The 26,073-nt window shown below is 74.1% G+C and carries 24 protein-coding genes and 3 pseudogenes; 12 read left to right on the forward strand and 15 right to left on the reverse strand.

Translation table 11 applies throughout. The annotated features are described in order from the left end of the window. Positions 1–2,061: a DUF1800 domain-containing protein gene (locus D7193_RS14855; RefSeq protein ID WP_120780052.1), complete on the reverse strand. Its 2,061-nt coding sequence runs from the start codon at positions 2,059–2,061 to the stop codon at positions 1–3. A gap of 467 nt (positions 2,062–2,528) precedes the next feature. Here D7193_RS14855 and D7193_RS14860 point away from each other — a divergent pair, with 467 nt between their 5' ends. Then, complete coding sequence (locus tag D7193_RS14860) at positions 2,529–2,786, forward strand: DUF3040 domain-containing protein (RefSeq protein WP_120780053.1); 258 nt, start codon at positions 2,529–2,531, stop codon at positions 2,784–2,786. 98 nt (positions 2,787–2,884) lie between these two features. Here the strand turns inward: D7193_RS14860 and D7193_RS14865 are convergent, their stop codons facing one another. From D7193_RS14865 to D7193_RS14875, 4 genes and pseudogenes are all read right to left on the reverse strand, one after another. Then, entirely contained in the window at positions 2,885–3,799 is a 915-nt protein-coding gene (locus tag D7193_RS14865; RefSeq protein ID WP_120780054.1) for an SWIM zinc finger family protein, read from the reverse strand. Next, a pseudogene (locus D7193_RS14870) lies at positions 3,796–5,955 on the reverse strand (DEAD/DEAH box helicase); the annotation flags it as partial. The pseudogene D7193_RS14870 and the gene D7193_RS14865, both read right to left, overlap by 4 nt. Before the next feature lie 140 nt (positions 5,956–6,095). Next, a pseudogene (locus tag D7193_RS34870) lies at positions 6,096–7,107 on the reverse strand (ATP-dependent helicase); the annotation flags it as partial. A gap of 251 nt (positions 7,108–7,358) precedes the next feature. Continuing rightward, the gene (locus tag D7193_RS14875; protein WP_120780056.1) at positions 7,359–7,880 is read right to left on the reverse strand and encodes a DinB family protein; all 522 of its coding nucleotides are present in this window, start codon (positions 7,878–7,880) and stop codon (positions 7,359–7,361) included. 81 nt (positions 7,881–7,961) lie between these two features. Here D7193_RS14875 and D7193_RS14880 point away from each other — a divergent pair, with 81 nt between their 5' ends. Further along, a complete protein-coding gene (locus D7193_RS14880) occupies positions 7,962–8,168 on the forward strand; it encodes a hypothetical protein (RefSeq protein ID WP_120780057.1) in 207 nt (68 codons plus the stop codon). A 133-nt stretch (positions 8,169–8,301) separates the two neighbouring features. Here the strand turns inward: D7193_RS14880 and D7193_RS14885 are convergent, their stop codons facing one another. The 3 genes from D7193_RS14885 to D7193_RS14895 all read right to left on the reverse strand — a co-directional run bounded on the left by D7193_RS14885 (position 8,302) and on the right by D7193_RS14895 (position 10,688). Beyond that, positions 8,302–9,444, reverse strand: coding sequence for a polysaccharide pyruvyl transferase family protein (locus D7193_RS14885; protein ID WP_120780058.1), 1,143 nt, complete (start codon positions 9,442–9,444; stop codon positions 8,302–8,304). A 69-nt stretch (positions 9,445–9,513) separates the two neighbouring features. Then, the gene (locus D7193_RS14890) at positions 9,514–10,077 is read right to left on the reverse strand and encodes a GNAT family N-acetyltransferase (protein ID WP_120780059.1); all 564 of its coding nucleotides are present in this window, start codon (positions 10,075–10,077) and stop codon (positions 9,514–9,516) included. Further along, a complete protein-coding gene (locus D7193_RS14895; RefSeq protein WP_120780060.1) occupies positions 10,074–10,688 on the reverse strand; it encodes a TetR/AcrR family transcriptional regulator in 615 nt (204 codons plus the stop codon). Before D7193_RS14895 ends, D7193_RS14890 begins: the two co-directional genes overlap by 4 nt. A gap of 76 nt (positions 10,689–10,764) precedes the next feature. On the opposite strand from D7193_RS14895, the gene D7193_RS14900 reads away from it, so the two are divergent. Further along, positions 10,765–11,364: a dihydrofolate reductase family protein gene (locus tag D7193_RS14900; RefSeq protein ID WP_120780061.1), complete on the forward strand. Its 600-nt coding sequence runs from the start codon at positions 10,765–10,767 to the stop codon at positions 11,362–11,364. Positions 11,365–11,377: 13 nt separating this feature from the next. Then, on the forward strand, positions 11,378–12,673 hold the full coding sequence (locus D7193_RS14905; RefSeq protein WP_158674809.1) for a glycosyltransferase: 1,296 nt from the start codon (positions 11,378–11,380) through the stop codon (positions 12,671–12,673). Positions 12,674–12,689: 16 nt separating this feature from the next. Here D7193_RS14905 and D7193_RS34250 read toward each other — a convergent pair. Further along, a pseudogene (locus D7193_RS34250) lies at positions 12,690–13,523 on the reverse strand (phosphatidylglycerol lysyltransferase domain-containing protein); the annotation flags it as partial. A gap of 23 nt (positions 13,524–13,546) precedes the next feature. Between D7193_RS34250 and D7193_RS14915 the strand changes: the two are divergent. Then, positions 13,547–14,155 (forward strand): Pr6Pr family membrane protein, encoded by a 609-nt coding sequence (locus tag D7193_RS14915; RefSeq protein WP_120780064.1) that lies wholly within the window; start codon positions 13,547–13,549, stop codon positions 14,153–14,155. An 87-nt stretch (positions 14,156–14,242) separates the two neighbouring features. Then, the gene (locus D7193_RS14920; protein WP_120780065.1) at positions 14,243–14,986 is read left to right on the forward strand and encodes an SDR family oxidoreductase; all 744 of its coding nucleotides are present in this window, start codon (positions 14,243–14,245) and stop codon (positions 14,984–14,986) included. A 102-nt stretch (positions 14,987–15,088) separates the two neighbouring features. On the opposite strand, the gene D7193_RS14925 is transcribed toward D7193_RS14920, so the two are convergent. Beyond that, a complete protein-coding gene (locus D7193_RS14925; RefSeq protein WP_120780066.1) occupies positions 15,089–15,886 on the reverse strand; it encodes an alpha/beta fold hydrolase in 798 nt (265 codons plus the stop codon). A 144-nt stretch (positions 15,887–16,030) separates the two neighbouring features. On the opposite strand from D7193_RS14925, the gene D7193_RS14930 reads away from it, so the two are divergent. Then, the gene (locus D7193_RS14930; protein WP_120780067.1) at positions 16,031–17,944 is read left to right on the forward strand and encodes a transketolase; all 1,914 of its coding nucleotides are present in this window, start codon (positions 16,031–16,033) and stop codon (positions 17,942–17,944) included. A gap of 21 nt (positions 17,945–17,965) precedes the next feature. Here D7193_RS14930 and D7193_RS14935 read toward each other — a convergent pair whose 3' ends face one another. Further along, complete coding sequence (locus D7193_RS14935) at positions 17,966–18,718, reverse strand: alpha/beta hydrolase (RefSeq protein WP_120780068.1); 753 nt, start codon at positions 18,716–18,718, stop codon at positions 17,966–17,968. Between the two features lie 181 nt (positions 18,719–18,899). Next, positions 18,900–19,370, reverse strand: coding sequence for an ArsI/CadI family heavy metal resistance metalloenzyme (locus D7193_RS14940; RefSeq protein ID WP_120780069.1), 471 nt, complete (start codon positions 19,368–19,370; stop codon positions 18,900–18,902). A 78-nt stretch (positions 19,371–19,448) separates the two neighbouring features. On the opposite strand from D7193_RS14940, the gene D7193_RS14945 reads away from it, so the two are divergent. The 4 genes from D7193_RS14945 to D7193_RS14960 are packed head-to-tail and all read left to right on the forward strand — an operon-like array spanning position 19,449 to position 21,481. After that, positions 19,449–19,817, forward strand: coding sequence for an ArsR/SmtB family transcription factor (locus tag D7193_RS14945; protein WP_120780070.1), 369 nt, complete (start codon positions 19,449–19,451; stop codon positions 19,815–19,817). Beyond that, complete coding sequence (locus D7193_RS14950; RefSeq protein ID WP_120780071.1) at positions 19,814–20,551, forward strand: aquaporin; 738 nt, start codon at positions 19,814–19,816, stop codon at positions 20,549–20,551. The genes D7193_RS14945 and D7193_RS14950 overlap by 4 nt, the downstream gene beginning before the upstream one ends. After that, positions 20,548–21,057, forward strand: a complete 510-nt coding sequence (locus D7193_RS14955; RefSeq protein ID WP_120780072.1) for a GNAT family N-acetyltransferase — start codon at positions 20,548–20,550, stop codon at positions 21,055–21,057. Before D7193_RS14950 ends, D7193_RS14955 begins: the two co-directional genes overlap by 4 nt. 13 nt (positions 21,058–21,070) lie before the next feature. Beyond that, on the forward strand, positions 21,071–21,481 hold the full coding sequence (locus D7193_RS14960) for an arsenate reductase ArsC (protein WP_120780073.1): 411 nt from the start codon (positions 21,071–21,073) through the stop codon (positions 21,479–21,481). A 53-nt stretch (positions 21,482–21,534) separates the two neighbouring features. Here D7193_RS14960 and D7193_RS14965 read toward each other — a convergent pair whose 3' ends face one another. After that, positions 21,535–22,410: an alpha/beta fold hydrolase gene (locus D7193_RS14965; protein WP_120780074.1), complete on the reverse strand. Its 876-nt coding sequence runs from the start codon at positions 22,408–22,410 to the stop codon at positions 21,535–21,537. Positions 22,411–22,656: 246 nt separating this feature from the next. Between D7193_RS14965 and D7193_RS14970 the strand changes: the two genes are divergently transcribed. After that, a complete protein-coding gene (locus D7193_RS14970; RefSeq protein WP_120780075.1) occupies positions 22,657–24,024 on the forward strand; it encodes a pyridoxal phosphate-dependent decarboxylase family protein in 1,368 nt (455 codons plus the stop codon). A gap of 186 nt (positions 24,025–24,210) precedes the next feature. Here the strand turns inward: D7193_RS14970 and D7193_RS14975 are convergent, their stop codons facing one another. Next, the gene (locus D7193_RS14975; protein ID WP_120780076.1) at positions 24,211–24,621 is read right to left on the reverse strand and encodes a VOC family protein; all 411 of its coding nucleotides are present in this window, start codon (positions 24,619–24,621) and stop codon (positions 24,211–24,213) included. A 165-nt stretch (positions 24,622–24,786) separates the two neighbouring features. Continuing rightward, positions 24,787–26,007, reverse strand: a complete 1,221-nt coding sequence (locus D7193_RS14980; RefSeq protein ID WP_147434386.1) for a tetratricopeptide repeat protein — start codon at positions 26,005–26,007, stop codon at positions 24,787–24,789. Between the last annotated feature and the right edge of the window lie 66 nt (positions 26,008–26,073).

The following is a 26,073-nucleotide window of genomic DNA, read 5'->3' on the forward strand; positions in this document are numbered from 1 at the left end:
TCACCGGAGGTGGTGCTGGGGGGACGCGAGGATCGCCCGCGCGACTGCGGTGACGGCCCCGTCGAACGTGGCATCGACCTTCGCCGACGCCGCCACCCCGGCGATGCCGAGGATCAGTGACTTCTCCCGCGCGGTCAGCTTCTGGTGCACCAGCCGCGTGGCGAGCGCGTCCACGTACGCCCCGGCGGTGGCCGGCGGCTTGACCACCAGCCGCTCCGGCTTCACGTACGTGAACTGCGTGCGGTAGCCGGCCACGAGTTCGCCGGCCTCGTTCCAGCCGTTGACCATGGCGCCGGCCGACGTCCAGGCCACGTAGACGTCGGGGTAGCCGTCCGGGGTGGGCTGGCCCATGGGGAACTGGCCCAGCTCGCGGAGCTTGTCGGAGATCTGCCGCAGGCCCCGGGCGAACGGGGTCCGGCGGTTGTCGCCGTTGTCGTGCTTCGGCGACGCCTCCGGCGAGACCCCCAGGGCGCGGTACGTGCCCACGAGGTACTCCATCGGCCGGCGGACCTTCTGCCCGACCGCGGCCCAGAACTCCGAGGAGCTGAACAGCGCCATGAGCAGCGGCTTGATGCGGCCCTTGTTGACGGTGTACGTCTTCGCGAGCCGGTCCACGAGGGACTTCGGTGGCGTGTCCGAGACGAACCGGGTGGCCAGGCTCTGGGCCACGTACCGGGCGGTCGACGGGTGCAGCGCGATGTAGGTGATGTACGAGTCGATCGCCGCGTCGGCCTTCTCCGGGTCCTTCGAGTTGTTGGCGTGGCTGAAGCCGAGGATCTTCACCTTGCCGACGTAGTGCCGGTCGGCGCGGAAGACGTACTTCCCGTCCTCGACACCCCGGCCCGTCTGGAGCAGGGCCGCCTGCCGGACGTCCTTCTCGGTGTAGCCGCCGTCGACACCGACCGAGTAGAGCTCCAGGTTCTCCCGGGCCAGGTTCTCGTTGACCGCGTCGGCCCGGGAGTCGTTCTGGTTCAGGTAGAGCAACAGCGCCGGGTGCTTGTTCGCGGCGATCAGCATCTCCGGGTAGCTGCCGAGCGCGTGCGCCCGCACCACGTCCCGGTCGAACGAGGTCCGGTAGACCTCGCCGCCGTCGAACTCGGCGGCGACGTGCAGGAAGTCGTTCCAGAAGTCGACCATCACCTCGAACAGCTGCCGCTTCGACCAGATCTGCCGGGCGACGGTGGCGTCCACCAGTTCGCGCTCGGGCTGGGCGCCCCGCTCGTTGAGCTGGTCCCGCTGGTCGCGCAGCTGCTGCACGGAGAGCTTGAGGGTGGGCAGGTCGGCGAGTTTCAGCTCGGCCGGGCTCGGCGCGATCGTGTCCGGCTCCAGCTGCTGCCGGATCCAGGGGTCGATGCCCATCCGTCTGATCTCGGCGACCAGGGCGGGCGTGGGGCCGAAGGTGGCCCGCCGGGCCAGGTGCAGGACCGGGTCCTTGGCGAGGACCGTCTTCACGGTCACCCGGGTCGCGGCCGCCGCGGCGGCCGGCCCGGGAAACGTCCGGCCACCCGCGGGGGCGTTCTTCTTCAACGCCGCGCCGGCCCGGGAGCCCATGTAGCTCTCGTTCTGCTCGGTGTAGGTGCGCACCGTGCTCGGCTGCTGGCCGCTCGGGCGGGCCGCGGTGCCGTCGGTCACCGTGGTGCCGGTCGCGTCGCCAACCACGTCGTCTTCGAAGAGGCCCCGCACCTGCGGGCTCATGGCGAGCGCGGCGCCACCGGCCACCACCGCCGCGGTGCCGCCCAGCACCGCGATGGCCCTGCGGCGGCCCACGCCGCCGCGCGGCTCGTCGTCATCGTCCAGATCGGGCAGTCCGCGACCGCCGGTGCGGGCGGGCGCCGTCCGGCCCAGGCCCTCGGGCCCCACCCACCGGGGTCCGCGCGGGTGGCCGGCGTACGGCGACGAGGTACGCGGGTCGGCCGCGATCGGGTAGCCGCCGGGGTCGGGAAGGGGCGCGTCGTACCCGTACGGGGTCGGGTCGCCGTAGCCGACCGGGGTGGTGTGGGGTGTCGCGGCCCAACCGCGGTCGTCCCGCGGTCGACGTGGTGGCACGTTCTGGTCGGCCATCTACCAATACCGATTTCTGCGAAGGCGCCGGCACGGCTGCGATCGGGCAGGAACAGCAGGTGCGGCGGCATGCCTGAGGGGTTTTACGGGACGGTAACCAAGGGGCCCAGGGCCGACAAGGCGCGTCGAAGTCCCTCACTGGGCGCACTTAAGACAGCCCTCAACGGCGGTGCCGACGGCGACCGCCGGTCGGTCCCCGGCACGATCCTGCGAACAGGGCGTACGCGCACCCCTTCGGTGCCGATGTGACATTTCCGCCGCGGGTGACGCTTCGCGCCCCGTTCCCGTCCACAGGCAAACTTAAGACCCCGATAACCGGGCGCTGAGGTGCCCCGGCCGGGGCACGTGGGCCATCGATCGGACGCCCTCACGCGGGGGCGGCAAAAGGACCAGCGGGGGTCGGCGTGAGCCGCCGCCGCAGCGGGTATGCCGCCGAACCGCTGAACGCGTGAGGGGAAGGCACCGCCATGCTCAGCAAAGAGGATCAGCGCAGGTTCGAACAGATCACCCGCCAGTTGCGGGAGAGCGACCCCGCGTTCTTCGCGCGGTTGGACAACCGGGCCCGGGGTCGCCGCGGCCGCTACCTGATGCTGTTGACCATCGTGCTGTGGGCCGCGCTGCCGGCGATGACCGTGCTCGCCGGACGGCTGGCCGGCGCCATCTGCGCCGTGGTACTGGTGGCCAACGCGGTGCTCATGTGGCGGTTCCGCCGTCGCTGGCTATGACCGCCCGCGCCGGCCGGCGGCGCACCCGCCGCCGGAACCGGCCGGGCGTCGGCTCTCCAGTGGGCACGGCCGCCTCGGCGCGGCCGGTCGGGCGGGGGTCACCCGCCGAAGGCGCGGTACGCCCGCCGCAGCCGTTCCAGCAGCCCGGGCCCGCCGATGGCGGGAGCCGGCGGGCCGAGCTGCCGCAGCAGCAGGTCCGGCATGGTGGCCAGGCTGGGCGGCCGGTCGGGCAACGGCACCGGAGGCCGCCAGAACCGGTCCACCGCCTCGGCCAGGGGCGCCGGCGGCAGGGTGCCCAGCGCCCGGAGGGCACCGGCCGGCGGAGCCTCCGGGGTGTCCGGGGTGATCGCTCCGTCCTGGTCGGACGGTGCCGGCGTCGCGGCGCCGGTGGCCGCGGCCCGCAGCGTCCGGAGCCGGTCGAGCAGCTCGGCCCGGCCGCGTCCACGCCACTGCAGCAGCGCGAACGGGTCGGCGTCGAACGCCTCGGCCAGCAGGTAGAACGTGGCCGCCAGGTGCTTGCAGGGCACCGCGAAGTCGGGGCAGCTGCACCTCTGGGTCAGCTCGTCGACGCCGGCCGGGAACAGCGGCGCGCCCGCCGCCACGAACAGCTCCTCCAGCTCGGCCGGTAGGTCTCCGGCGAGCAGCCGGGCGCTGAAGAACGCCTGGGCGGCCAGGTCCGCCTCGATCCGCTCCCAGAACTCGGGCGGGAACGCGGACAGCCCGATGTGGACGTCGTACGGTCGCGGCCGGGAGCCCTGCACGACGGCGCTCACCGCGCCCGGTGCGATGTCGAGGCGTACCACCTGGCCGGCCCGCGCGTACGACCGGCCCCGGGTGAGCCGGGTGCCGAGGGCGAACGACTCCAGCACCTCGAGGAAGCGCCGCGACCACCAGGACCGCCCGATCGCGCCCCGGGTGCTGCGGGCCTTCAGCCCACCGTCCACCCGCCGTGGACGGCCGTAGTCGGCGAAGCGGCCGTTCGCCGCCCCGCCCGCCCTTCCGGACTCGCTCACTCGACCACCGCCCCGGCTTCCAGCGCGAACAGCTCGCGCAGCTGCGCGGTCGACAGCTCGGTGACCCACTGCTCGCCGGTGCCCACCACGCGGGCCGCGAGACTGCGCTTGTCCGCGATGAGGGCGGCCACCTTCTCCTCGACCGTGCCCGCGCAGACGAACTTGCGTACCTGCACCCGGCGGCGCTGACCGATCCGGAACGCCCGGTCGGTGGCCTGGTCCTCGACCGCCGGGTTCCACCACCGGTCGACGTGCACCACGTGGTTCGCGGCGGTGAGGGTGAGCCCGGTGCCGCCGGCCTTGAGCGACAGCACGAAGATCGCCGGGCCGTCGGCGGACTGGAACCGGGTGACCATGGCGTCCCGCTCGGCCTTGCCGACCCCGCCGTGCAGGAACAGCACCTCCCGGCCGAAGCGGGCGGAGAGGTGGCCGCGCAGCATCCCTCCGAACTCGGCGTACTGGGTGAACAGCAGCGCCTTCTCCCCCGCCGCGAGCACCTCCTCCAGGATCTCCTCCAGCCGCGCCAGCTTGCCCGAGCGGCCGTCGAGCGCCGAGCCGTCCCGCAGCAGCTGGGCGGGGTGGTTGCAGACCTGCTTGAGCCGGGTCATGGTGGCGAGCACCAGCCCGCGCCGCTCGATGCCCTCACTGGACTCGATCTTCGCGAGCATGTCGTCGACCACCGCGCGGTAGAGCGAGGCCTGCTCGGCCGTGAGGTTGCAGACCACCTCCATCTCCAGCTTCTCGGGCAGGTCCGAGATGATCGAGGAGTCGGTCTTGAGCCGGCGCAGCACGAACGGGCCGGTGACGCGGCGCAGCCGCTCGGCCGCCTCGGCGTCGCCGTGGCGCTCGATCGGCTCGGCGTACCGTTTCTTGAACGTCGCCGCCGGCCCGAGCAGCCCCGGGTTGGCGAACTGCATGATCGACCAGAGGTCGGCGAGCCGGTTCTCGACGGGCGTGCCGGTCACGGCCACCCGCTGCCGGGCCGGCAGCGCCCGGACCGCCTCCGCCTGCCGGGTCGAGGCGTTCTTGATGGCCTGCGCCTCGTCCACCACCACGCGGTGCCAGTCGATGCCGGCCAGCGCCACCGCGTCCCGGGCCGCCACCGAGTAGGTGGTGAGGACCAGGTCCGCGCCGTGCACGGCCTCGGCGAACGCCTCGCCCCGCGCCCGCTCGGCGCCGTGGTGCACGTGTACGCGCAGCTCGGGCGTGAACCGCGCTGCCTCCCGCTGCCAGTTGCCGACCAGCGACATCGGGCAGACGAGCAGGGTCGGCCCGGCCTCCGGCGGGTCACCGGCGAGCAGGGCGAGGAGCTGCACGGTCTTGCCGAGCCCCATGTCGTCGGCGAGCACGCCACCGAGGCCGAGCGACTGGAGAAACGCCAGCCAGGCCAGCCCGCGGCGCTGGTACGGGCGCAGCGTGCCGCGGAACGCCGGTGGCGGGTCGAGTGGGGTGAGCCGCCGCTCCACCGCGCCCGCGAGCAGGTCACCGAGCGCCCCGTCGGCGGTGACCTCCAGCACCGGCAGCGCCGCGTCGTCGTCGCCGGCGGTGAGGCCGAGCCGCAGCAGGTCGGCGACGGTCAGCTCGCCGGACGACCGGAGCAGCCGCAGGCCGGCGGCGAGCCGCTTCGGGTCCAGCTCGACCCAGCGGCCCCGCAGCCGCACCAGGGGGCTCTTGAGGGCGGCCAGCGCCGCCAGCTCGTCGGTGGTGAGCGGCTGGTCGCCGAGGGCCACCTCCCAGCGGTAGTCCACGAGGGCGTCCAGCCCCACGCCGCCCGTGGCGCCGGCCACGGTGCCCGGCGCGGTCCGGCCCCGCGCCCGCAAGCGGGCGCCGAGGCGGGACGACGGCCGCCGCCACCACGACGGCAGCAGCACGCCGAACCCGGCCGCGTGCAGCACCGGCGCGCCCTCGCGCAGGAACCGGTGGGCGCCCTCGACGTCCAGCTCCAGCGCCTCGGGAGCCGCGGTGCGCAGCGCCGGGTCGAGGTCGGGCCAGAGGCGGCTGGCCCGGCCCAGCTCGGCCAGCAGCGTCTCCTGCGGGCTTCCGGCCCGGCCCGCGAGGGCGGACAGCGCTCCCGGATCCCGCCAGACCTGTCCGGCGTCCACGTGCAGGCTCGGCTCGTCCGCAGCCTGAAGCCCAAACTCCACCCGCCAGACTCCCTCGAAGCCCCGCGCAGTTTCCCCGCGATCTTGCACTTTCGGCCCTTGACTTGCGTCGTTTGTCCGGGATGCCGGGGCAGAAACTGCAAGATCGCGGGGGTCGGAGGTCGGGGCGGTCACCAGGACGGGTTCGGTGATCAGGTCGGCGGGCGGCTCGACGAGCCGGAAGCTCGCCCGTACGGCCCCGCCGGCCGCGTCGCGCTGCCAGTCGTCCAGCTCGGTACGGAGAGTGGCGAGCGCCGCCGGGTCGGCCGTGAAGTCCGGGTGCGGCCCGGCGAGCGCGCTCAGCCAGGCCGGCAGCGCGCCGCCCGGACGCACCCCGCGCGCGAGCGCGGTCTCGGCGAGGGCGGCCCGGGCCGCGGCGTCAGTGAGCGCGTCCAGGGCGTCGGCGACCAGCGCGCCCGGAGCGCTCTCCGGGTCGGCGGCCCGGGCGGCCGGCGGCAGCGCGAGGGCGAGCGAGCGGGCCCAGCCGGCGTCCGTGCCGGTGAGCAGCGGCCGCCACACGGCCCGGGCCACGACGCCGTCGTCGCGACCGGACGTTCGATGCGACGACCCGCCCGCGGGGGACGACGCGCCGGTCCCCGGGGCCGCCGCGCCGGCCGCGGTGGGCGACGCGACGGCGCCGCGAGCGGCCACGGCGGGTGGGTCGGCCACGTCGACCGGTGGGGGCGGTACGTCGGTGACGCCGGGCAGGACCCGGCCGCGGGCCACCAGGTCGGCGGCGAGGTCGGCCAGTTCGGCGAGGTGCCGCAGGGTGGCGCCGGGCACCGTCGGAAGCTCGTCCAGGGCCCGCAGCAGCGTCAGCGCGGCGGCCGGGGCGTACCGGAGGACGGGCACCCGCCAACCGGCGAGGGTGACCCGGCCGCCGGCCGCGGCCGCGACGGCGATCCGGACCAGTTCGGGCGAGTCGACGGGCGCGCCGGCCCGGGTGGGCAGCGTGAGCAGCGCGGTGCCGAGCCCGGTCGGCTCGGCGGCCTCGGCGAGCGCCGCGGCGAGGGCCGGGTGGTCGGCCGCGAACGGGTGCGGGCGCTCGCGCGGGGCCCGGCCCGGCCGGCGCGGTGTCTCCGCCGGCAGCGTGCTGTCCTCGCCCCACACGGCGAGCGCCGGGTCACCGACCACGCCGGGCAGCCACACCCCGTGGATGACCAGCACCTGCTCCCCCTCGTCGACGCCCGGGCCCAGGATAGGCGGCGCCGGCCGGCTGCGGTCGTCGCCATGGTCGTGATCGGCACGCTCCGGGCGCCCGCACTGCCGCTGCCTCTCCCGCGGCCCCGCGCGGTGATCATGAAGTTATTGCCCCGACACGCCGGTGGCTGAGGCAATAACTTCATGATCACCGGGGCGGGGCCGGGCCGGGGGCAGGGGCCGGGCCGGAGGCAGGGGCGCGCCGGCCGCCGGACCGGTCAGATCGCTCCCGTTCTGCCGTCGGTCAGCTCCCGCAGGATGTCGGCGTGGCCGGCGTGCCGGGCCGTCTCCTCGATCATGTGCACGAGGATCCAGCGCAGCGAGACCTCGCCGAGCTGCGGGTGCGGCACCACCTGGTCGAGGTCGAAGCGCGCGGCGACCTCCCGGGACCGGGCGCACGCCCGCTCGTAGCCGGCGGTGAGCGCGGCGACGGTGTCGTCGGCGGTCAGGGCGTAGCTCGCCGCCGCGTCCTCCTCGGACGTGCGGTAGGCCTCGCCGGGCGCCGGGGCGAGCAGCCGCGGGAACCAGTTGTCCTCGACCATCGTGAGGTGCTTCACGAGGCCGGCGACGGTAGTGGCCGAGGGCACGAGCCGGCGGGCCGCGTCGGCGTCGGAGAGGCCGCGCAGCTTGCGCAGCACCACCTCGCGGTGGAAGTCGAGGAAGGATTCGAGCACGGCGCGTTCGTCGCCGGTGCGCGCCAGGACGGGGCCGAGCGTCGGGTCGATCGCAATCTCCGCCATTCCCGGACCCTAGCGTCGCCACCCCACCGGCGCTGTCCCCTATCCGCTGCGCGGCCGGGCCACGGCAGGCAGGATGGGCCCATGGCCTCAACCGTAGAGATCCCGCTGGTGGGCGGTGCGGCCGACGGGCAGCACGTCACCGTCGAGCTGGACAGCAACGGCCGCCCTCCGCTGACCCACCACCATCTCGGCCCGCAGGGGTTGGTCGAGGCGCAGATCTACGAGCTGGAGTCCGCCGGCGACCGGCACGGCGAGTGGCGGTACTGCTGGCGCGGCCCGGCCGTCTGAGCCGGGCGCGGGCCGGTCAGGCGCGGACCAGGCTGAGTCGCGGGCCGGTCAGGCGCCGACCAGGCTGAGCCGCGGGCCGGTCAGGCGCCGACCAGGCTGAGCCGCAGGCCGGTCAGTCGCGGACCAGGCTGAGTCAGGCGCGGACCAGGCTGTGGGCCCGCAGGCTCTCCAGCACCGCCCGGGTCACCTGCGAGGTGCCCCGGGCCTCGTCGCAGACCTCCGCGACCCGGCGGGCCGTGGCCGCCGCCCGCTCCTCGCGCTCGTCCCACAGCCGGTCGACCTCGGCGAGCAGCGGGCCCTCGACCTCCCGCTCGACGCCGCGCAGCGCCGGCACGCCGAGCCGCTGGGCCAGGTCGAAGACCTTCCCGGCGTACGGCAGCGGAAGGAACGGGGTGCCGACCATCGCCGCGAAGATCAGGAAGTGCAGCCGCATGCCGACGGCCAGGTCGAAGTGGCGCATGAGGCCGAGCACCTGCTGGGGCGAGTACGTGCCGTGCAGGATCCGGCCCCGCTCGGCCGCGATCATGTGGGAGAGCACGCCGTGCGAGTGCCGGATGTCGTCCCGCTCCATCGGTACGAAGAGGACGTACGCGTCGATCCGGTGCACCAGGAAGTCGCCGATCTGTGCCAGCAGCCGGTGGTAGCCGTCCACGTCGAGCCGCTCGGCGGCCCGGCCCGGTTCCCGGACGCTCATCCCGACCAGCCGACCGCCCGCGGGCACGCCCTCCTCCCGCAGCAGCTCGGAGGGGAACTCCTCGGGCTCCAGCAGGAACGCCGGGTCGGCGGTCACCGTGATCGGGTTGACCAGGCCGGCCTCCTCCAGCACCATCCGCGACTCCTGGTCCCGGACGGTCACCTGGGCGGCGCCGGCCAGCGTCTCCCGGACCATGCCCGTGTCGACGCCCTCGCTGAGCGGCCCGACCCCCACCGCGTACGTGATGATCGGCAGGCCGCGTTCCTGGGCGACCCGGACGACCCGCAGGTAACGGCGCGCCTCCTTGTCGTAGAGGATGCCGCCGCCACCGAGGATCAGCAGGTCGAGCTGGGCCAGCACGAGAGCCGAGTCGGTGCGGCTGACCCCCTCCCAGGGGACCGCCTCCACGTCCGGGTGGGCCACCCGGGTGTGTTCCGGGTTCCGGGAGAAGACGATGATCCGGGCATTCGGCTCCTGCTGGCGCAGATCGGTCAGGAGGCCGGTGAGAATCGCCTCGTCACCGAGGTTCCGGCCGCCGTACGAGCCCAGCACGCCGATGGTCAGTCCGGCGCCACGCGTCATCCGTCGCTCCTCCCCAGGTGCGTCGGCGCGGGTTTCCCCGTGGACGGGTGAACAGTCCTGCGCCGTTGATCAGCTCCCGCCACGGGACGCACCCCCGGCCGGCCCCGAGGGCGGGCCCACGGCGGGGTCGGAGGCCGGCTCAGCGGCCACCGGCTTGGCCATCTGCTGGGCGGTGACCCGGAAGCCGAGGCTCTCGTAGAGCCGGATGGCGACCGTGTTCGAGCCGAAGACGTTCAGTCCGAGTTCGGGCACCCCGAGTCGGGCGAGTTCGGCCTCCACGAGCTGGATCATCCGCCGCGCGTACCCGCGACCCCGGTGCTCCGGGTACACCTCGATGTTGTGGATCCAGGCCCGCCCGGACCCGGGCGGCGCGTCGGTGGCGCCGGCCGCACCCGGCAGGGTGACCCAGATCCAGCCGACCGCCTCGCCGTCGACCCGGGCGGTCCGCAACAGCACGCCCTCGGTGGCCGCGCCGGCGGGCAGCAGCTCACGGATGGGGACCGCGGCCCGGTCCAGGGCCTCGGCCGCGGACACGCCGCGGTGCCGGACCAGCTCCTCGGCGTACGACCGCTGGAGCGGCCCGAGCAGCGGTTCGAGTTCCTCGGCGGTCATCGGGGTGAGCGTCACACTCATGCGGCAGGGGCCCCTCTCGGATCGGCCGGCCGGGCCGGGCGCACGCCCGCGACCAGGCGGGACACGAACGCGGACACCACCTCGTCGGCGTCGAACCCGGCGTCGACGGAGGTGGTCAGCAGGTCGAGCAGGAGCCCGTCCATGGCGTAGTGCAGCAGAGCCACCTCGAACGCGCCACCTGGCAGCCCGGCGGCGACGTGGAACGCCACGTCGTCGCGGTAGCCGCGGCGCAGCGTGTCGCCGAGGATCCGGGCCAGGTCGGGGCGGCGCACCGCCTCCAGCCGCAGCTCGAACAGCGCCCGGGTCAGCTCGGGTTGCCGGGTCGTGCGCTCGACGACGTACCGGACGTAGTCGGTGACCAGCTCCAGCGACGGCTCGCGCGCGCCGAGCGCGGCGAGGACCTCCTCGTCCGGGGCGAAACGCTCCATGATCCGCTCGCCGAGCGCGCCGAGCAGGGCGTCGCGGGAGCGGAAGTAGTTGGAGGCGGTGCCGACGGGTACCCCGGCCTCCGCGTCGACCGCGCGGTGGGTCAGGCCCCGCGCACCGGTGGCCGCCAGCACGCGCAGCCCCGCGTCCGCGAGCGCCGCCCGCCGTTCCACGTTCCGTGCCATGACCCGACCCTAGCAAAACCACTACACCTGCTGTACGTTCAACCACGACAGCAGTAGTGATTGCAGGGAGATCCGCTTGCGCAAGCTCGTGTACTACGTGGCCAGCACCCTCGACGGCTTCATCGCCGCGCCCGACGGGTCGTTCGACTTCTTTCCGCTCGTGCCCGAGCCCGACGTCATGGCCCACATGGTGGCCACGTACCCCCAGACGTTTCCCACCTTCACCCACGCGCAGTTCGGCATCGACCGGCCGGAGGGCCGGTTCGACGCCGTGGTGATGGGCCGGGGCACGTACGAGCCCGGTCTCGCCATGGGCGTCACCAGCCCCTACGCCCACCTCCAGCAGTACGTCTTCTCCCGGTCGTTGCCCCCGGCCGCGGAGCCGGAGGTCGAGATCGTCTCCGACGACCCGGTCCCGTTCGTCCGCGCGCTCAAGCGGCAGGACGGCAAGGACATCTGGCTCGCCGGTGGCGGGCAGCTCGCCGGTCACCTCCTGTCCGAGGTCGACGAGCTGATCGTCAAGCTGAACCCGATCGTGGCCGGCAGCGGCATCCCGCTCGTCACCCGGGACTTCGACCCGCGGCGCTTCACGCTGGTCGAGGCGCGGCCGTTCGACAGTGGACTGGTGTTCCTGCGGTACGCCCGATCGGAGGGCGGCACGGGCAGCGACGGCTGACGATGATGACGAGGTGAGGATCGCGCACGTCAGCGACAGCCACCTCGCCAACATCGAGGGCGTGGCCACCTCGGTGGGCACCACCCTGGCGCTGCTGCGTGCCGCCGGCCACCAGGTCACGCTGCACTCCCCCGGGCCGCTGTTCCGACGCCGCCGGCCCGGGGAGCTGCCCTCGGTGCCGGTGCCGACCCGGCCGTACCGGTTGGCGCTGCCCCGCCTGCCGGACGCGCCGGTGGACGTCGTGCACGTGCACACCACCGGCCCGGTCGGCGTCGCCGGGCTGCGGTGGGCCGCCACCCGCGGCCTGCCGGTCGTGTTCACCTGGCACACCGACCTCATCGCCTACGCGGCGCACTACCCCGAGGTGCCGATCGGCGCCGCGTACGCCGGGCTGCGGCTGGGCCTGCGGTGGCGCGCGCCGGCAATGTGGGCGCTGGCCCGCCCCGGGCCGGCCCGGCAGGCCCGGCTCGCGGAACTGGGCCGGTGCCTGCTCGCGCACATGGACGTGCTGCTCGCCCCGTCGGGCAAGACGGCGACGGCGATGGCGCCGATGGCCGGGCGTACCCCGATCGCGGTGCTGCCCACGCCGGTGGCCGCGCCGGCTCCCGACGCCGACGACCGGCGGCGCCTGCGGGCCCGCCTCGGCATCCCCGTCGACGCTGCCGTCCTGCTCGCGGTGGGCCGCGCGTCGGCGGAGAAGGATCCCGGACTGCTGCTCGCGGCGTTCGCCCGGGTGCGGCGCACGCTGCCGGCCGCGCGACTGGTGCTGCTCGGCGTACGGGGTGGCCGGCGTGGCCTGCGCCGGGCGGCCCGGCGACACGGCGTCGCGGACGCGCTGCACCTGCTCCGGCCGGTGCCGAGGGACCGGGTGGGCGGGTACTACCGCACGGCCGACGTCCTCGCCTTCGCCTCCCGCACGGACACGCAGGGGCTGGTGCTCGGCGAGGCCGAGTCGTACGGGCTACCGGTGGCCATGGTGGACGGCGGGCTGGCGGAGCGACCGGGCACCGGCACCCACCGGCCCCTCGCCGCGGCCGCGCCGGACGCGTTCGGCGGCCTGCTCGTCCGGCTGCTCACCGACACCGAGCTGCGCGAACGGGTGGTCGCCGAGGGGCGGGCCGGGGTCGCGGCGTGGACCGGCGAGCGCTACCTCAGCGCGCTGGTCACGATCTACGCGTCGGTGTCGGGGTCGGCATCGGGCGCGGCCGGGTCGACAACCGGCCCACCTGGGCCAGCACAAGCGGAAGCTGCCACCCCCGCGGCGCGGCGACGTAACGGGGTGACCAGACCGGGTCGAACTTCGCCTTGAACCGGTGCAGCCCGCGGAAGCCGTACCAGCGCTCGCCGTACGCGTGGACCGCGCGGCCCAGCCGGCACAGCGCGCAGGCGCCGGTCAGCCCGGCCAGCGGGGCGAGGCCCAACTCGACGTCACGCAGCCCCCGGTCACGGGCCGCGTGCAGCACCTCGCCGAGGAGATGGTCCATCACGGTGGGCGGCGCGTCCGGCCGGTACCGCATGAGGTCCACGCCCCAGCGGTACGGGGTGGGCAGCAGCGCGGCGAACGCCACGACCCGGTCCCGCTGCCGCACCACGGCGACGGGGAGCCGGGCCAGGTGACCGGGCACGAAGCCGCCGAGCGAGAAGCCCATGTCCGGACGCCCGGCCAGCCACGCCTCCGAGACCGGGCGCAGTTCCTCCACGAGGCCGCTCCCCGGCGCCACGGCGAACGTGAGGTCGTCGCGGCGGGCCAGACGCCGCCAGTTGCGGCGCAGCGCACCGCGGGCCGCGCCGGCCAGCGTGAAGCCCGCCAGCGGCACGGTCGCCGACCGGCCCATCGGGTGCACGGCGAGGCCGAGGCCGCGCAGCGCCGGCAGCAACGTCGCGCCGACGTGGTACACGGCCGGGCGGCACCCGGCCCCGCGCGCCGCCGCGCAGAAGTCCCGCAGCAGGTCGTACCGTTCACCGGCCGGCCCGACCGGCTGGCCGAAGGCGATCCACGACCGGCCGCACACCCCGTACATCAGGAAGCTCGCCCCAGAGGCCGAGAAGTGGAACCGCTTGTCGCCCAGGAGCGCGAGCGCGGCGTCCGGCTCGCGGTCGGCGTCGGCGGCCAGGACCTCGCGTGCCCGGCGCAGCTGCTCGTCGTGGCGTCCGTCGATGCGCCGATGGTAGCGTCCGCCCCGTGTCCGGCCGGGTCCTGCGCTGCAGCACCGTGGTGGTGCTCGCGGTCGGGTTGGCGCTGGCGTTCGCCGCGGCCCGGGACGAGCCGCTGGAGCTGCTGCTCTACTTCACGGTCCAGGTGGACATCGCGTACCTCGCGGTGCTGCTGCTCGGCGGCGGCGACCGGCTGCGCACCGCGCTCACCGTCTACCTGGTCGTGACCGGCCTGGTGTTCGTGCTGGTGCTGGCCAACCCGTGGAGCGGCTACACGATGGCGACGACAGCCGACGCCCGCGGGACGCTCTCCGACACGGGCAACCTGCTGCTGCACGCGGTGGCGCCGCCGCTGGCCGCCGCCGACTGGCTCGCCCGCCGCCCCCGGCGGGCGCTGGCTCCCGCGTACGTGGTCGGCCTGCTCGCGTACCCGCTGGTCTGGCTCACCGCGATCCTGGTCCGCGGCGCCGGACTCAGCCGGGCCGACGACCGCTACCTCTACCCGTTCCTCGACGTGCCCCGGATCGGCTACCCCGCCGTCGCCGGGAACGCCCTGGTGTTCGCGCTCGTCGTGCTGCTGCTCGGCCTCGGCGCGTCCCGCCTGACCCGGCACCCGGCCGGCGCCCCGACCCCCTGACGGCGGGAATCGGACCTCGCGGTGGCGAGGCAACGCGGGGTCCGATCGCCGCCAGACCAGGGGTTCCCGCGCTTCCATGATCGTTGCATGACGACGACACTTGACGGAAAGGTCGCCCTGGTCACCGGTGGTGCGCGGGGCATCGGGGCGGGCATCGCACTGCGCCTCGCACAGGACGGCGCGGACGTGGCGGTCACGTACCGGCAGAGCGCGGACCGGGCCGCGGCGGTGGTGCGGCAGATCCAGGCGCTGGGCCGGCGGGCCGTGGCTGTCCAGGCGGACAGCGCCGACCCGGACGCCGTCCGCCACGCGGTCGACCGGACGGCGATCGTGCTGGGCCGGCTGGACATCCTCGTGAACAACGCCGCGGTGTTCCTGGTCGGGGCGGTCGACGAACTCGGCACGGACGAGCTGGAGCAGACGATCGCGGTGAACGTCCGCGGCCCGTACGTCGCCGCGCAGGCCGCCGCCCGGCACCTCGGCGACGGCGGGCGGATCATCAGCATCGGCAGCAACGTGGGCGAACGGGCCGTCTTCCCGGGGCTCGCCCTGTACTCGATGAGCAAGACCGCCCTGGCGGGGCTGACCCGCGGCCTGGCCCGGGAACTGGGCCCGCGCGGCATCACCGTCAACCTGGTCAACCCCGGCCCGACCGACACCGACACGAACCCGGCCGACGGCCCGAACGCCCAGGCGATCGCCGGTTTCACCGCCCTGGGTCGCTACGCCCGCCCCGCCGACATCGCGGCCACCGTCGCGCACCTGGCCGGCCCGGACGCGGCGTACGTGACCGGCGCTGTCATCAACGTGGACGGCGGCTTCACCAGTTGACCCGTACGCCGGGCGTGCCGGAACGTGCGGCGCGCCCGGCGGCCGTCCCGTCGGGCCGGCCCACCGACGGGCCGTCGGTCCTGCCGCGCCCGAACCGATCCGTCAGGCCGGCGTGACGGCCGGGTGGTGCAGGAACGGCAGCACGGCCGCGGGCAGGGCGGGCGAGCCGACGATGTCGGCGTGCGTGAGCCCGGGCAGCACGGCCAGCCGTGACGCCGGGCGGGCGCTGCCGTCCCCGCCGGGGTCGCGGTGGCCGCCGCCGAGCAGCCCGAAGAACTCGGCCATGTGCGCGGACGGGATCGAGTCGGCGTCGGCGAAGACGAGCAGGGTCGGCGCGGTCAGCGCGGCGACCTCCGCGGACCAGTCGTAGTCGCGGCGCATCAGCTCCCCCGATCTGGCCCAGAGGCGCGGCCAGTCCTCGGGGCGCGGGGCGATCCGCGCGTACAGCTCGTACGAGGGGGTGCCGCGCATGCGCTCGCCCTCCCGCTCGTCGTGGGCGGCCATCGCCGCCAGCACCTCCGGATACCAGCCGCCACGGCGGCACGGCGCGGAGACCACCACCAGCCGGCGGACCAGCGCCGGGTGCTGGATCGCGACCCGCAGCGCCACACCGCCGCCCAGGGAGTGGCCGAGCAGGTCGGCGTCGGGCAGGTCGAGGTGGCGCAGCAGCGCGGCCACGTCGTCGGCCATCGACTCGTGGCGCAGCGGGCGGTCGACGTCGGCGGTGCGCCCGTGACCCTGGAGGTCGACGCGGATGACCCGGTGCCTCCCGGTCAGGGCGGGCAGCAGCGGCGCGAACGTCTCGGCCGCACCGTAGGCGCCGTGGAGCAGCACCAGCGGACGACCCGCCCCGCGCGACTCGTACCAGAGCCGCAGACCGTTGACCTCCGCGTAGCTCACCGGCCACCTCCACCGTCCGCTCCGATCCCCCCACCCGCGCGACGCCGAGGACGGGCCGTGACGTGCCGGCACGCGACGTCTGATCGGGGCCGTCGGGGGTAAGCGCCGCGGCAGCATCCGGTACGCGCCGCAACAGGAGGCACCGTGACCCTCACCGCGCCCACCGCCACCATCGGCCTCGACACCGCCGGCGAGCTGGCCGCCCAGTTGCGGGTGGATTCGGTCCGCTCCAGCACCAGTGCCGGGTCCGGCCACCCGACCTCCGGCATGTCCGCCGCCGACCTGTTCGCCGTGCTGGTGACCCGTCACCTGCGCTACGACTGGGACGACCCCCGCTCACCGGCGAACGACCACCTCATCCTCTCCAAGGGTCACGCCTCCCCGCTGCTGTACTCGCTGTTCAAGGCCGTCGGGGTGATCTCGGACGACGAGCTGATGCAGGGCTACCGCCGGTTCGGGCAGCGCCTTCAGGGCCACCCCACGCCGGCACTGCCCTGGGTCGACGTCGCCACGGGCTCGCTCGGTCAGGGGCTGCCCGACGGCGTCGGCATCGCCCTCGCCGGGAAGTACCTCGACAAGCAGCCCTACCGCGTGTGGGTGCTCTGCGGCGACAGCGAGATGGCCGAGGGTTCCATCTGGGAGGCGCTGGACAAGGCCGCCTACTACCGGCTCGCGAACCTCGTGACCATGGTCGACGTCAACCGCCTCGGTCAGCGCGGCCCCACCGAGCTGGGCTGGGACGTCGACGCGTACGCCCGCCGGGCCGAGGCGTTCGGCACCCGGGTGCTGGTCGTCGACGGGCACGACGTGGCCGCCATCGACGAGGCCATGACCACCGCCGAGGACCGGAGCGCGGACCGCCCCACGGTGATCCTGGCCCGCACCGTGAAGGGGCGGGGATTCTCCGAGGTCGAGGACAGCAACGACTGGCACGGCAAACCGTTCCCGCCCGACATGGCCGAACGCGCCGTCCGCGAACTCGGCGGCGAACGCCACCTGACCGTACGGGGGCCACGGCCCGAGCCGTCCTCCGCCGACGGTTCCAGCCCCACCAGCGACCCGGCGGCCCGCCCCGTCACGACCCAACCGACCGAACCGCCGACGCCGGCCCGCTACGACCTGGGCGCGAAGGTGCCCACCCGCAAGGCGTACGGGGACGCGCTGGTGGCGCTGGGCGCCCGGAACCCGCGCGTCGTGGCGCTCGACGGCGAGGTCAGCAACTCGACGTACGCCTTCGAGTTCGCCCGCGCCCACCCCGACCGGTACTTCGAGATGTTCATCGCCGAGCAGCAGATGGTCGCGGCGGCGACCGGGCTGGCCGTCCGCGGCTACCGTCCCTTCGCGTCCACCTTCGCCGCGTTCCTCACCCGGGCGTACGACTTCATCCGGATGGGCGCCGTCTCGGGTGTCGACCTGTCCCTGGTCGGTTCCCACGCCGGCGTCGAGATCGGCCCCGACGGGCCGTCGCAGATGGGCCTCGAGGATCTCGCCATGATGCGGGCGGTGGACGGCTCGACCGTGCTCTACCCGAGCGACGCCACCAGCACGGTGGCCCTCACCGAGGCGATGGCCGTCCTCCCCGGCATCAGCTACCTGCGCACCACCCGCGGCAAGTACCCGGTGCTCTATCCGGCCGGGGAGAGCTTCCCGGTCGGCGGGTCCAAGACGCTCCGCGCGTCCGACCAGGACGAGGTGACGCTCATCGGCGCCGGTGTCACCCTCCACGCCTGCCTCGCGGCCGCCGACGTGCTGGCCGGCGAGGGGATCCGGGCCAGGGTGGTCGACTGCTACTCGGTCAAGCCGATCGACGGCGCGGCGATCGCCGCCGCGGCGGCCGACACCGGCCGGATCGTGGTCGCCGAGGACCACCGCGCCGAGGGTGGCCTCGGCTCCGCCGTCAAGGACAGCCTGATCGCCGAGGGGCGGACCACGCCGTCCCTCGTCCACCTCGCCGTACGCGGTATGCCGGGGTCCGGGTCGAGCAAGGAGCAGCTCGCCTGGGCGGGCATCGACGGCGACCACATCGCCTCGGCCGCCCGGTACCTGGTGCACGGCTGACCCCGCTCCCGCCACCGGCGGTCACCGGGCCAGTCGCCCCGCGACCCAGGTGGCCGCCTGCTCGACCGCGCCCCTGGACTGCTCGGTGTGGTCCAGCATGTCGAACCCGTGCTGCCCGTCCGGCACGTCGAGCACCTCCACCGGCACACCGCTGTCGTCCGCCGCGCGGAGGAACGCCGTCACGGTCCCGGCCACCTCGTCGCGCTCCCGGCCGACCCGGGTCAGCAGCAACGGCGGTACGGGTGCCCCCGTCCCGCCGATCGCCGCGGCCGGGTCGAACACGGGGTCGACCCGCCAGCCCGGCAGCGGCGCCAGCAGCGGATACGTCAACGCGACGGCCCGTAGCCAGGCCGGCCGCTCGCGGAGCCAGGGGCTGCTCAGCAGGCCCCCGCCGGAGAAGAACCAGAGGGCGGTCCGTTCAGCGTCGACGCGTGGGTCGGCGCGCACCCGGTTCACAGCGGAGGCCACGTCCCGCGCGGCCAGGGGGTAGTCGACGACCCTCCCGTCCGGTGCGGCGACGACGCCCAGCCGGTGTTCGACGACGGCCGCGACCAGGCCGAGCGAGGCGAGCAGGTTGCCGTAACCGCGGTAGACGGGCCAGTCGCGCGGCCCGGGTTCGAGGTCGGGGGGTAGGGGCCCGCCGTGGACGACGACCACCGCGGGCCGGGGCTGCCCACCCTCCGGGACGTACCAGTCGACGTTCGCCTCCCGCTCGCGGTGGCACTCGCGCGGGGTCAGGACGAAGGGGCGAAGGAAGTTCGGCGTCTCTCCCACGATCGGAGTCTGCCGGCGGGTACGCGTCCCGCCAACCCCCGGTCGCCGCCGCTCGGCCGCCGGCGTTCGGCTGCCGCCCTCGCCACCGCTCGGCCTCCGAGCCTGGACGGCGGGCGGACGGGCGGACGGCGCGGGTGCCCGCCCGGCGGCGTCGTCCGCCGGGCGGGCGCGCCCCTCGCCGTCAGCAGCAGGCCGGCGCGGTTCCGCTGGCCGCCGTCTCGTCCGTCCCGGCCCCGTCCGCCTCGCCGCAGCGGCACTCCTCGGTGCCCGCCTTGGCGAGCGTGTCGGCGTCGGCCTTGACGGTGTAGACCTCCCAGGGCTCGTCGCCGGGGCCGCGCACCCAGACCTTGTCCTGGAGGGCGTAGCAGCACTCGGTGTCGTTCTCCTCGAGCGTGACGAGACCGGCGTCGGTGAGGCGCCGCGTGGCGGCGGTGACGTCGTCGGTGTCGAACACCTCGACGCCCAGGTGGTCCATCACGGTGGGCCGGTCGGGCTCGCCCTCGATCAGGACGAGCTTCAGCGGCGGGTTCTCGACCGCGAAGTTGGCGTAGCCGGGACGGCGCTTGGCCGGCTCGACGCCGAAGAGCTTCGCGTAGAAGGCGACGGAGCCCTCCAGGTCGGACACCCGCAGGGCGAGCTGGACACGGGACATCGTTTCCCCCTTGTCTAGACGATTATCGAAGCAGGCCTCACTGTTGCACCCTGTTTCGACGTCTGTCAAGCTAGAGAAATGTCGAAACAGAGCCTGCCGGTGGTGGACCTCCAAGCGGTCGCCTGCTGCTCGCCCATCGCCGTCCGACCCATGGACGCCGAGCAGGCCGCGGTGGTCGCGCCGATGTTCAAGGCCCTCGGCGACCCGATCCGGCTGCGCCTGATGTCGATGATCGCCTCGGTGCCCGAGATCTGCGTCTGCGACCTGACCCCGGCGTTCGACGTGTCCGGCCCGACCATCTCCCACCACCTGAAGGTGCTGCGCGAGACCGGTCTGGTCGACGCCGAGCGCCGCGGCACGTGGGTGTGGTACCGGGTCCGACCCGAGGTGTTCCGGCAGCTCGGCGCCCTGCTCGACGTACCCGCCGCCACGTCGGCGGACGCGTGAGCCGCACCCTGGCGCGGCGCGCCTCGGCCGAGTTCGCCGGCACCGCGCTGCTGGTCACCGCCGTCGTCGGCTCCGGGATCACCGCCGCCCGGCTCTCCCCCGGCGACGTGGGGCTCCAGCTGCTGGAGAACGCGATCGCCACCGCGTTCGCCCTGGGCGCGCTCATCCTGATGGTCGGGCCCGTCTCCGGAGCCCACCTCAACCCCGTGGTCTCCGCCGTCGACTGGTGGCTCGGCCGTCGCGCCGGCACCGGCCTCACCGGGCCGGACCTCGCCGGGTACGCGGTCGCGCAGGTGGCCGGCGCGATCGCCGGAGCCGTCCTGGCGAACGTGATGTTCGACCTGTCGCCCGTCGCCTGGGCATCGACCCCGCGCACCGGCGGGAACCTGTTGCTGGCCGAGGTGGTCGCCACCGCCGGCCTGGTCGTCCTCATCGTGGCCCTCGCCCGCAGCGGCCGTACCGCCGCCGCGTCCGCCGCCGTCGGCGCCTACATCGGCGCCGCCTACTGGTTCACGTCGTCCACCTCGTTCGCCAACCCGGCCGTCACCGTCGGCCGGGCGTTCACCGACACGTTCGCCGGCATCGCCCCGTCGTCGGTGCCCGGCTTCGTGGCCGCCCAACTCGTGGGCGGCCTGGTCGCCGTCGCCGCGATCGCCGCCTGGTACCCCCACCCCGAACGCGCGGCCGATGCCGTCGTCGTACCCCCGCTGGCCGAGGAGACCGCACGCCCATGACCGTCACGTCCACCGGCATCACGATCACCGCCATGACCGACGCGCACGCCGACGCCGTCCTGGACATCTACCGGCTCGGCATCGCCACCGGCAACGCCACCTTCGAGACCGAACCGCCCACGTGGCAGAGCTTCACCACGACCCGGATGCCCGGTCACCGCTGGGTCGCCGTCGACACGGCCGGCCGCGTCCTCGGCTGGATCGCCTGCTCACCCGTGTCGGACCGCTGCGTGTACGCGGGCGTGGTCGAGCACTCCGTCTACGTGCACCCCGACGCGCGCGGCCGGGGCGTCGGGCGGGCCCTGCTGGACGCGCTGATCACCTCCACCGAGCACGCCGGGATCTGGACCATCCAGTCCGGCGTCTTCCCGGAGAACGTCGCCAGCCTCGCGCTGCACGCCACCTGCGGCTTCCGCGTCGTCGGCACCCGCCAGCGCATCGGCCGCCACCACGGCGTCTGGCGCGACGTGACCCTCATCGAACGCCGCAGCCCCGTCGTCGCCTGAGCGGAAGGCCACCATGACCGACAAACCCCGCGTCCTGTTCCTCTGCGTCCACAACGCCGGGCGCTCCCAGATGGCTGCCGGCTGGCTACGCCACCTCGCCGGCGACACCGTCGAGGTACGCTCCGCCGGCACCGAGCCCGCCGACCGGATCAACCCGGTCGCCGTCGACGCCATGCGCGAGGTCGGCATCGACATCACCGGCGCCGCACCCGCGCTGCTCGACCACGACACGGCGGGCGCCAGCGACGTCATCGTCAGCATGGGCTGCGGGGACGCCTGCCCCGTCTTCCCCGGCAAGCGGTACGAGGACTGGAAACTGGCCGACCCGGCCGGCCAGCCCATCGAGGTCGTACGCGAGATCCGCGACGACATCCGCGGCCGGGTCGCCGCCCTGCTCGACGACCTGACCGCGACCCGACGCTGATCCACACTGGATCGCGGAACGGCGGTATCCACCCGGCGGGCGGGCCCCCGGTCTCAGTCCTCGCCGTCGAGCACGGCGCGCAGCCGGCGCGCGAACGCCTCGGGCTGACCCGGATATCCGGACTCCGCGTCGAGGAAGCCGCCGTGGTGACTGGGGAACACGGTCGGCTGCCGGCCGAACAGTTCGGCGGCGGCGGCCACCGACGTGCGGCCGGTGAAGATGTCCCCCGACTCCTCGCCCACCGCGACCACGATGCGGGTCGGCGCCTCGACCAGGGCGTCACGCTCGGGACGGTAGCTGCTGACCGCCCAGGACCGGTCCGACAGCAGAGGGTCGTCCCGGGAGCCGTCGTCCTCGCTCGGCATGCCGAACTGGCCCGGATCCGGCACGGGCTTCGCGAAGTAGTCGTCGGTGAACTCGCCCCGCCACGACGTCATGGCGATGAAGGCCGCCATGCCGGCATTCCGGCCCCCGGCCTCGTACGCGTCCCGCACGGCGGCGCGAGCGCGCTCGGCGGCCTCGGCGTCGGGCAGCACCGGAATGAGTGGCGGTTCGTGCGCCACCAGCGTCGTCACGTCGTGGGGAAAGGCCGCCACCAGCGCCAGCGCGGTCACCGCCCCGCCACTGCTGCCGAACAACTCGACCGGCCCGACCCCCAACGCCTCGATGATCGCGTGCACGTCGGCGGCCTGGACGGTCGGGTCGTGGTCGGTCCGGCCGTCCCGGCGGCGGCTGCGGCCCAGACCGCGGGGGTCGTAGGTGACCACCGTTCGCTCGGGCAGGTGCGAGACCAGCGCCGTGAAGCCGCTGGCGTCCATCGGCTGGCCGATCAGGAACAGCGGCGGGCGTCCGTCGGCCGTCGGCAGCGGGCCGTGCACGTCGTAGACGAGGTCGGCCCCGTCGGTCTCCAGCGTGTGCGTGTCCGTCATGGCGTTGTCGACCTCCCGCGGTGGTCCGGCACAGCGCTTCGGAACGTTACGCCTCGCGCGCCCCGCCCGCCGACCCGTCGGAGGCGACACGCGGACACGCGGCGCGACACCCCGCGAGCAGCGGCGGCCCCGGGGCTGGCCGTAGCACGCCGCGTTGGCCTGGCGGTACCGTCACCGTCGTCGTGCAGCGGGACCGGGCGGCGATGACCGAGGTTCCGACCGGTGGCCCGGGTATAGGGTGCGCCGGTGGAGGATCCGAGCCGGCTGTTCCGCGCAGCCGCTGACCACGCAGCCGATTACCGCCGGTCGTTGCCGGACCGGCCGGTCGGAGCGCCCCTGGACGACGCCGCGCTGGTCGACGCGTTCGCCGGGCCGTTGCCCTCCGCCCCCTCTCCCCCGGAGCAGGTGCTGGCGGACCTGCTCGCCGCGGCCGAGCCCGGTCTGGTCGCCAGCGCCGGCCCGCGGTACTTCGGTTTCGTGGTCGGCGGTGCGTTGCCGGCGGCAACCGCGGCCGACATCGTCGCCGCCGGTTGGGACCAGCTCGCGACGAACGCCGTCACGTCGCCGGCCGCTGTCGCGGCCGAGGCTGCCGCCGGCGCCTGGTTGAAGCAGCTGCTGGGGATCCCGGCGTGGGCATCGGTCGGTTTCGTCACCGGATGTCAGGCGGCCAACACGGTCGGGCTGGCCGCCGCCCGACACCGGGTGCTGGCGGATGCGGGCTGGGACGTGGAACGGCGCGGGCTGCTCGGTGCGCCACGGATCCGGGTGATCGCCGGGGACGAGCGGCACGCGACCATCGACCGGTCGCTGCGCCTGCTCGGCCTCGGGACGGACGTGGTGGAGCCGGTGCCCGCCGACCCGAACGGTGCCATCGACCTCGCAGGATTGCGGGAGGTGCTGCGCGCCGGCTCCCCCGGCCCCACCATCGTGTGCCTTCAGTCCGGCAACGTGAACACCGGCGCCTGCGACCAGCTGCGGGAGGCGTGCGAGCTGGTCCACCGGCACGGCGGGTGGGTGCATGTGGACGGGGCGTTCGGGCTGTGGGCCGGTGCGAGCCCCGCCACCCGGCACCTGGTGGACGGGCTGGACCTGGCGGACTCGTGGGCCTGCGACGGCCACAAGTGGCTGAACATCCCGTACGACTCGGCCTTCGCGTTCTGCGCGCACCCCGACGTGCACGCGGCGGCGATGTCCTACACCGCCGCGTACCTCGTCGGTTCCGGCGGTGTACCGGTGGGCGCGGAGCTGACCGCCGAGTCCTCGCGCCGGGCGCGCGGGTTCGCCGTGTGGGCGGGGCTGCGGGAGCTGGGCAGCGACGGGGTCGCGGCACTGGTCGATCGCTGCTGCGCGCTCGCCCGCCGATTCGCCGAGTCTCTGACCTCGGCGGGGTTCGAGGTGGCGAACGAGGTGGTCCTCAACCAGGTGCTGGTCAGCTTCGGCGACGACGCGCGCACCGACCAGGTGGTGGCGGCGGTGCAGGCCGACGGCACCTGTTGGGCGGGCGGTACGACCTGGCGGGGACGACGATTCATGCGGATCTCGGTGTCGAACGCGACCACGACCGAGGAGGACGTGGACCGGTCGGTCGCCGCGATCGTCCGCGTCGCCGCGTAGGCCGAACATGGAGGGTACGGCCGCAACAGGCTGTCGATGATGCACGACTTCACCGCTGAAGCCTCCGCCCGGTCGATGGTCGACCGGATGAGGAAGACCTCGGCTGGGACCTGGCGGGATCTCACGGAGGCGGTCCGGCAGGAGTCCAACCGCCGACAGATCCGCTAGCTCGTGCGGACGGCAGCGCTACTCGCTCTTGGACCAGATGGGGCCCTGCTCGGTCCAGGTGACACCCTTGTTGCGGCAGAGGCAGAACGGGTGGCCGACGGGGTCGGTGTAGACGCGCCAGCCGTAGCCGTCGGGGCCGACGGAGTCCTGCCGCAGGGTCGCGCCGAGGGCCAGGACGCGGCTCTGTTCGGCCTCGATGTCGTCGACTTCGAAGTCGAGATGGAACTGCTTGGGGTGCTCGCTGTCGGGCCACTGCGGGGCGCGGTAGTCCTCCACCCGGATGAAGGCCAGTTCGATCTCGCCGAACCGGATACCGGCCCAGTCACCGTGGCTGCCCTCCTTGACCGGGCGGCCCGTCACCTCCGAATAGAAGGCTGCCAGCGCCATCGTGTCCGGGCAGTCGATGATGAAGTCGGTGAGTCGCAGCATCCGGCGAATCTTGCCACAAGATCAAACACGCCGGAAGTTGAGACAGATCCCAGAGCCGCGACCCTGACAGTTGGGCATCGGTATCAGAACCGCGTGACACTGGGTCGGGTCTTGAGCGCAGAGATGAACTCCGGGATGCGGGGCGTGGTGACCGACAGCGTCAGGTCAATCAGAGGCTGCGCTTGAGGAAGCCTGCCGCTGTACGAAGAGGTCCGCCTCCAGCAGCCGTCCCGAGAGCCGGCCCGCCTCGTGAATTTCATCGGCGGTCATTCGTGGCACGATCGCGTGTGCTTCGTGGATGCCGTCTCCGCTGCTGACGTTCAGCATGGCGAGGTACCACCGAAGTGCTTGCACAAGGTCGACCGGTCCGCCGAATCCGTCGCGGTACCAGCAGGCCGCCGCGAACATGCTGCCCTTGTCGCCGGCCTCGGCGCCGCGCACGTACCACTGCAGCGCCTCCTCGTCGAGGTCACGCTCGCTGAGTCGGTCACCCAGCCGTGGATACGCCTCGGTGATCCCGGCCTCGGCCGCTTGGCGTAACCAGTGCACCGCCTCGTCAGACCCACCGGACAGCACACCCAGGTTGAATGCGGCAAATGCGTCCCCTCCCTTGGCTGCGGACTGGTAGAGAGCGGTCGCCCGAGCATCGTCCTGTGTCGTGCCGATGCCGTGCTGGACAAGGTACGCGAGCGTGCGCTGGGCGACCGGGTCCCCGTCATCCGCCGATACGGTCAGTAGTTTCACGCCTCCGGCCGGATCTCCGAGATGGAAGGCGCGGATCACGCCGAGCATCGTGCGCGCCCGGCGGTCTACCGAAGCCAGCATGCGCAGCTTCGGCGCGAGAAGAGTCAGTTCCCGCTCGGCCATCTCGATGCCCGCCTTGGCGGCCTCCAGGTACCAGAACGCAGCCTCCGGCAGGTCCACCTTGTGGTACGCGAAGAGGGTGCCCAGATCGTGCAGCGCCTGCGCCTCTCCAGCGGCGGCAGCCATTCGCCAGTGTCGCTCCGCCTCGCCATGGTCCACGGGCACACCCTGACCGGTGCCGTACATCAGCCCGACCATCCGAAGCGCAGGCACGCCGCCCAGCTCGGCCGAACGCTGATACCACCGCAGCGCCGCCGAATGGTCCTGTACGACCCCCCGGCCGGTGGCGTAAAGCACCCCGAGGTTGTGAGCCGCCTCGGCGTTGCCCAACTCGGCCGCGCGCTCGTACAGTCCGCGAGCCCTCAACGGATCCGCTGGCTCGCCCTGCCCGCTGCTGGCCAGCTGGCCCAGAAGCAGCAGCGCCCGGTCATCGGGCCCGGCCAGCTCCAACTGCTCACGAGCCTCCTCGAAGGCCCCGCGCTGCGCAGCGAGCACTCCACGGTCGTACGGCGGCAGTGTCACGCGGAGGAGTGTACGGACGGCTCTCGTAGCCGCTACTGCTGTCACCGCCCCGGGGAGTGATCTTCC

This window comes from Micromonospora costi, from assembly GCF_003626655.1.
GTDB classification, from domain to species: domain Bacteria; phylum Actinomycetota; class Actinomycetes; order Mycobacteriales; family Micromonosporaceae; genus Micromonospora; species Micromonospora costi.

Coding starts and splice junctions, on each gene's coding strand:
- D7193_RS14890 (WP_120780059.1), bottom strand. CDS start 10,077: ATGAGTGTGACGCTCACCCCGATGACCGCCGAGGAACTCGAACCGCTG.
- D7193_RS14875 (WP_120780056.1), bottom strand. CDS start 7,880: ATGGCGGAGATTGCGATCGACCCGACGCTCGGCCCCGTCCTGGCGCGC.
- D7193_RS14895 (WP_120780060.1), bottom strand. CDS start 10,688: ATGGCACGGAACGTGGAACGGCGGGCGGCGCTCGCGGACGCGGGGCTG.
- D7193_RS14855 (WP_120780052.1), bottom strand. CDS start 2,061: ATGGCCGACCAGAACGTGCCACCACGTCGACCGCGGGACGACCGCGGT.
- D7193_RS14860 (WP_120780053.1), top strand. CDS start 2,529: ATGCTCAGCAAAGAGGATCAGCGCAGGTTCGAACAGATCACCCGCCAG.
- D7193_RS14885 (WP_120780058.1), bottom strand. CDS start 9,444: ATGACGCGTGGCGCCGGACTGACCATCGGCGTGCTGGGCTCGTACGGC.
- D7193_RS14945 (WP_120780070.1), top strand. CDS start 19,449: ATGTCGAAACAGAGCCTGCCGGTGGTGGACCTCCAAGCGGTCGCCTGC.
- D7193_RS14965 (WP_120780074.1), bottom strand. CDS start 22,410: ATGACGGACACGCACACGCTGGAGACCGACGGGGCCGACCTCGTCTAC.
- D7193_RS14960 (WP_120780073.1), top strand. CDS start 21,071: ATGACCGACAAACCCCGCGTCCTGTTCCTCTGCGTCCACAACGCCGGG.
- D7193_RS14955 (WP_120780072.1), top strand. CDS start 20,548: ATGACCGTCACGTCCACCGGCATCACGATCACCGCCATGACCGACGCG.
- D7193_RS14920 (WP_120780065.1), top strand. CDS start 14,243: ATGACGACGACACTTGACGGAAAGGTCGCCCTGGTCACCGGTGGTGCG.
- D7193_RS14880 (WP_120780057.1), top strand. CDS start 7,962: ATGGCCTCAACCGTAGAGATCCCGCTGGTGGGCGGTGCGGCCGACGGG.
- D7193_RS14940 (WP_120780069.1), bottom strand. CDS start 19,370: ATGTCCCGTGTCCAGCTCGCCCTGCGGGTGTCCGACCTGGAGGGCTCC.
- D7193_RS14975 (WP_120780076.1), bottom strand. CDS start 24,621: ATGCTGCGACTCACCGACTTCATCATCGACTGCCCGGACACGATGGCG.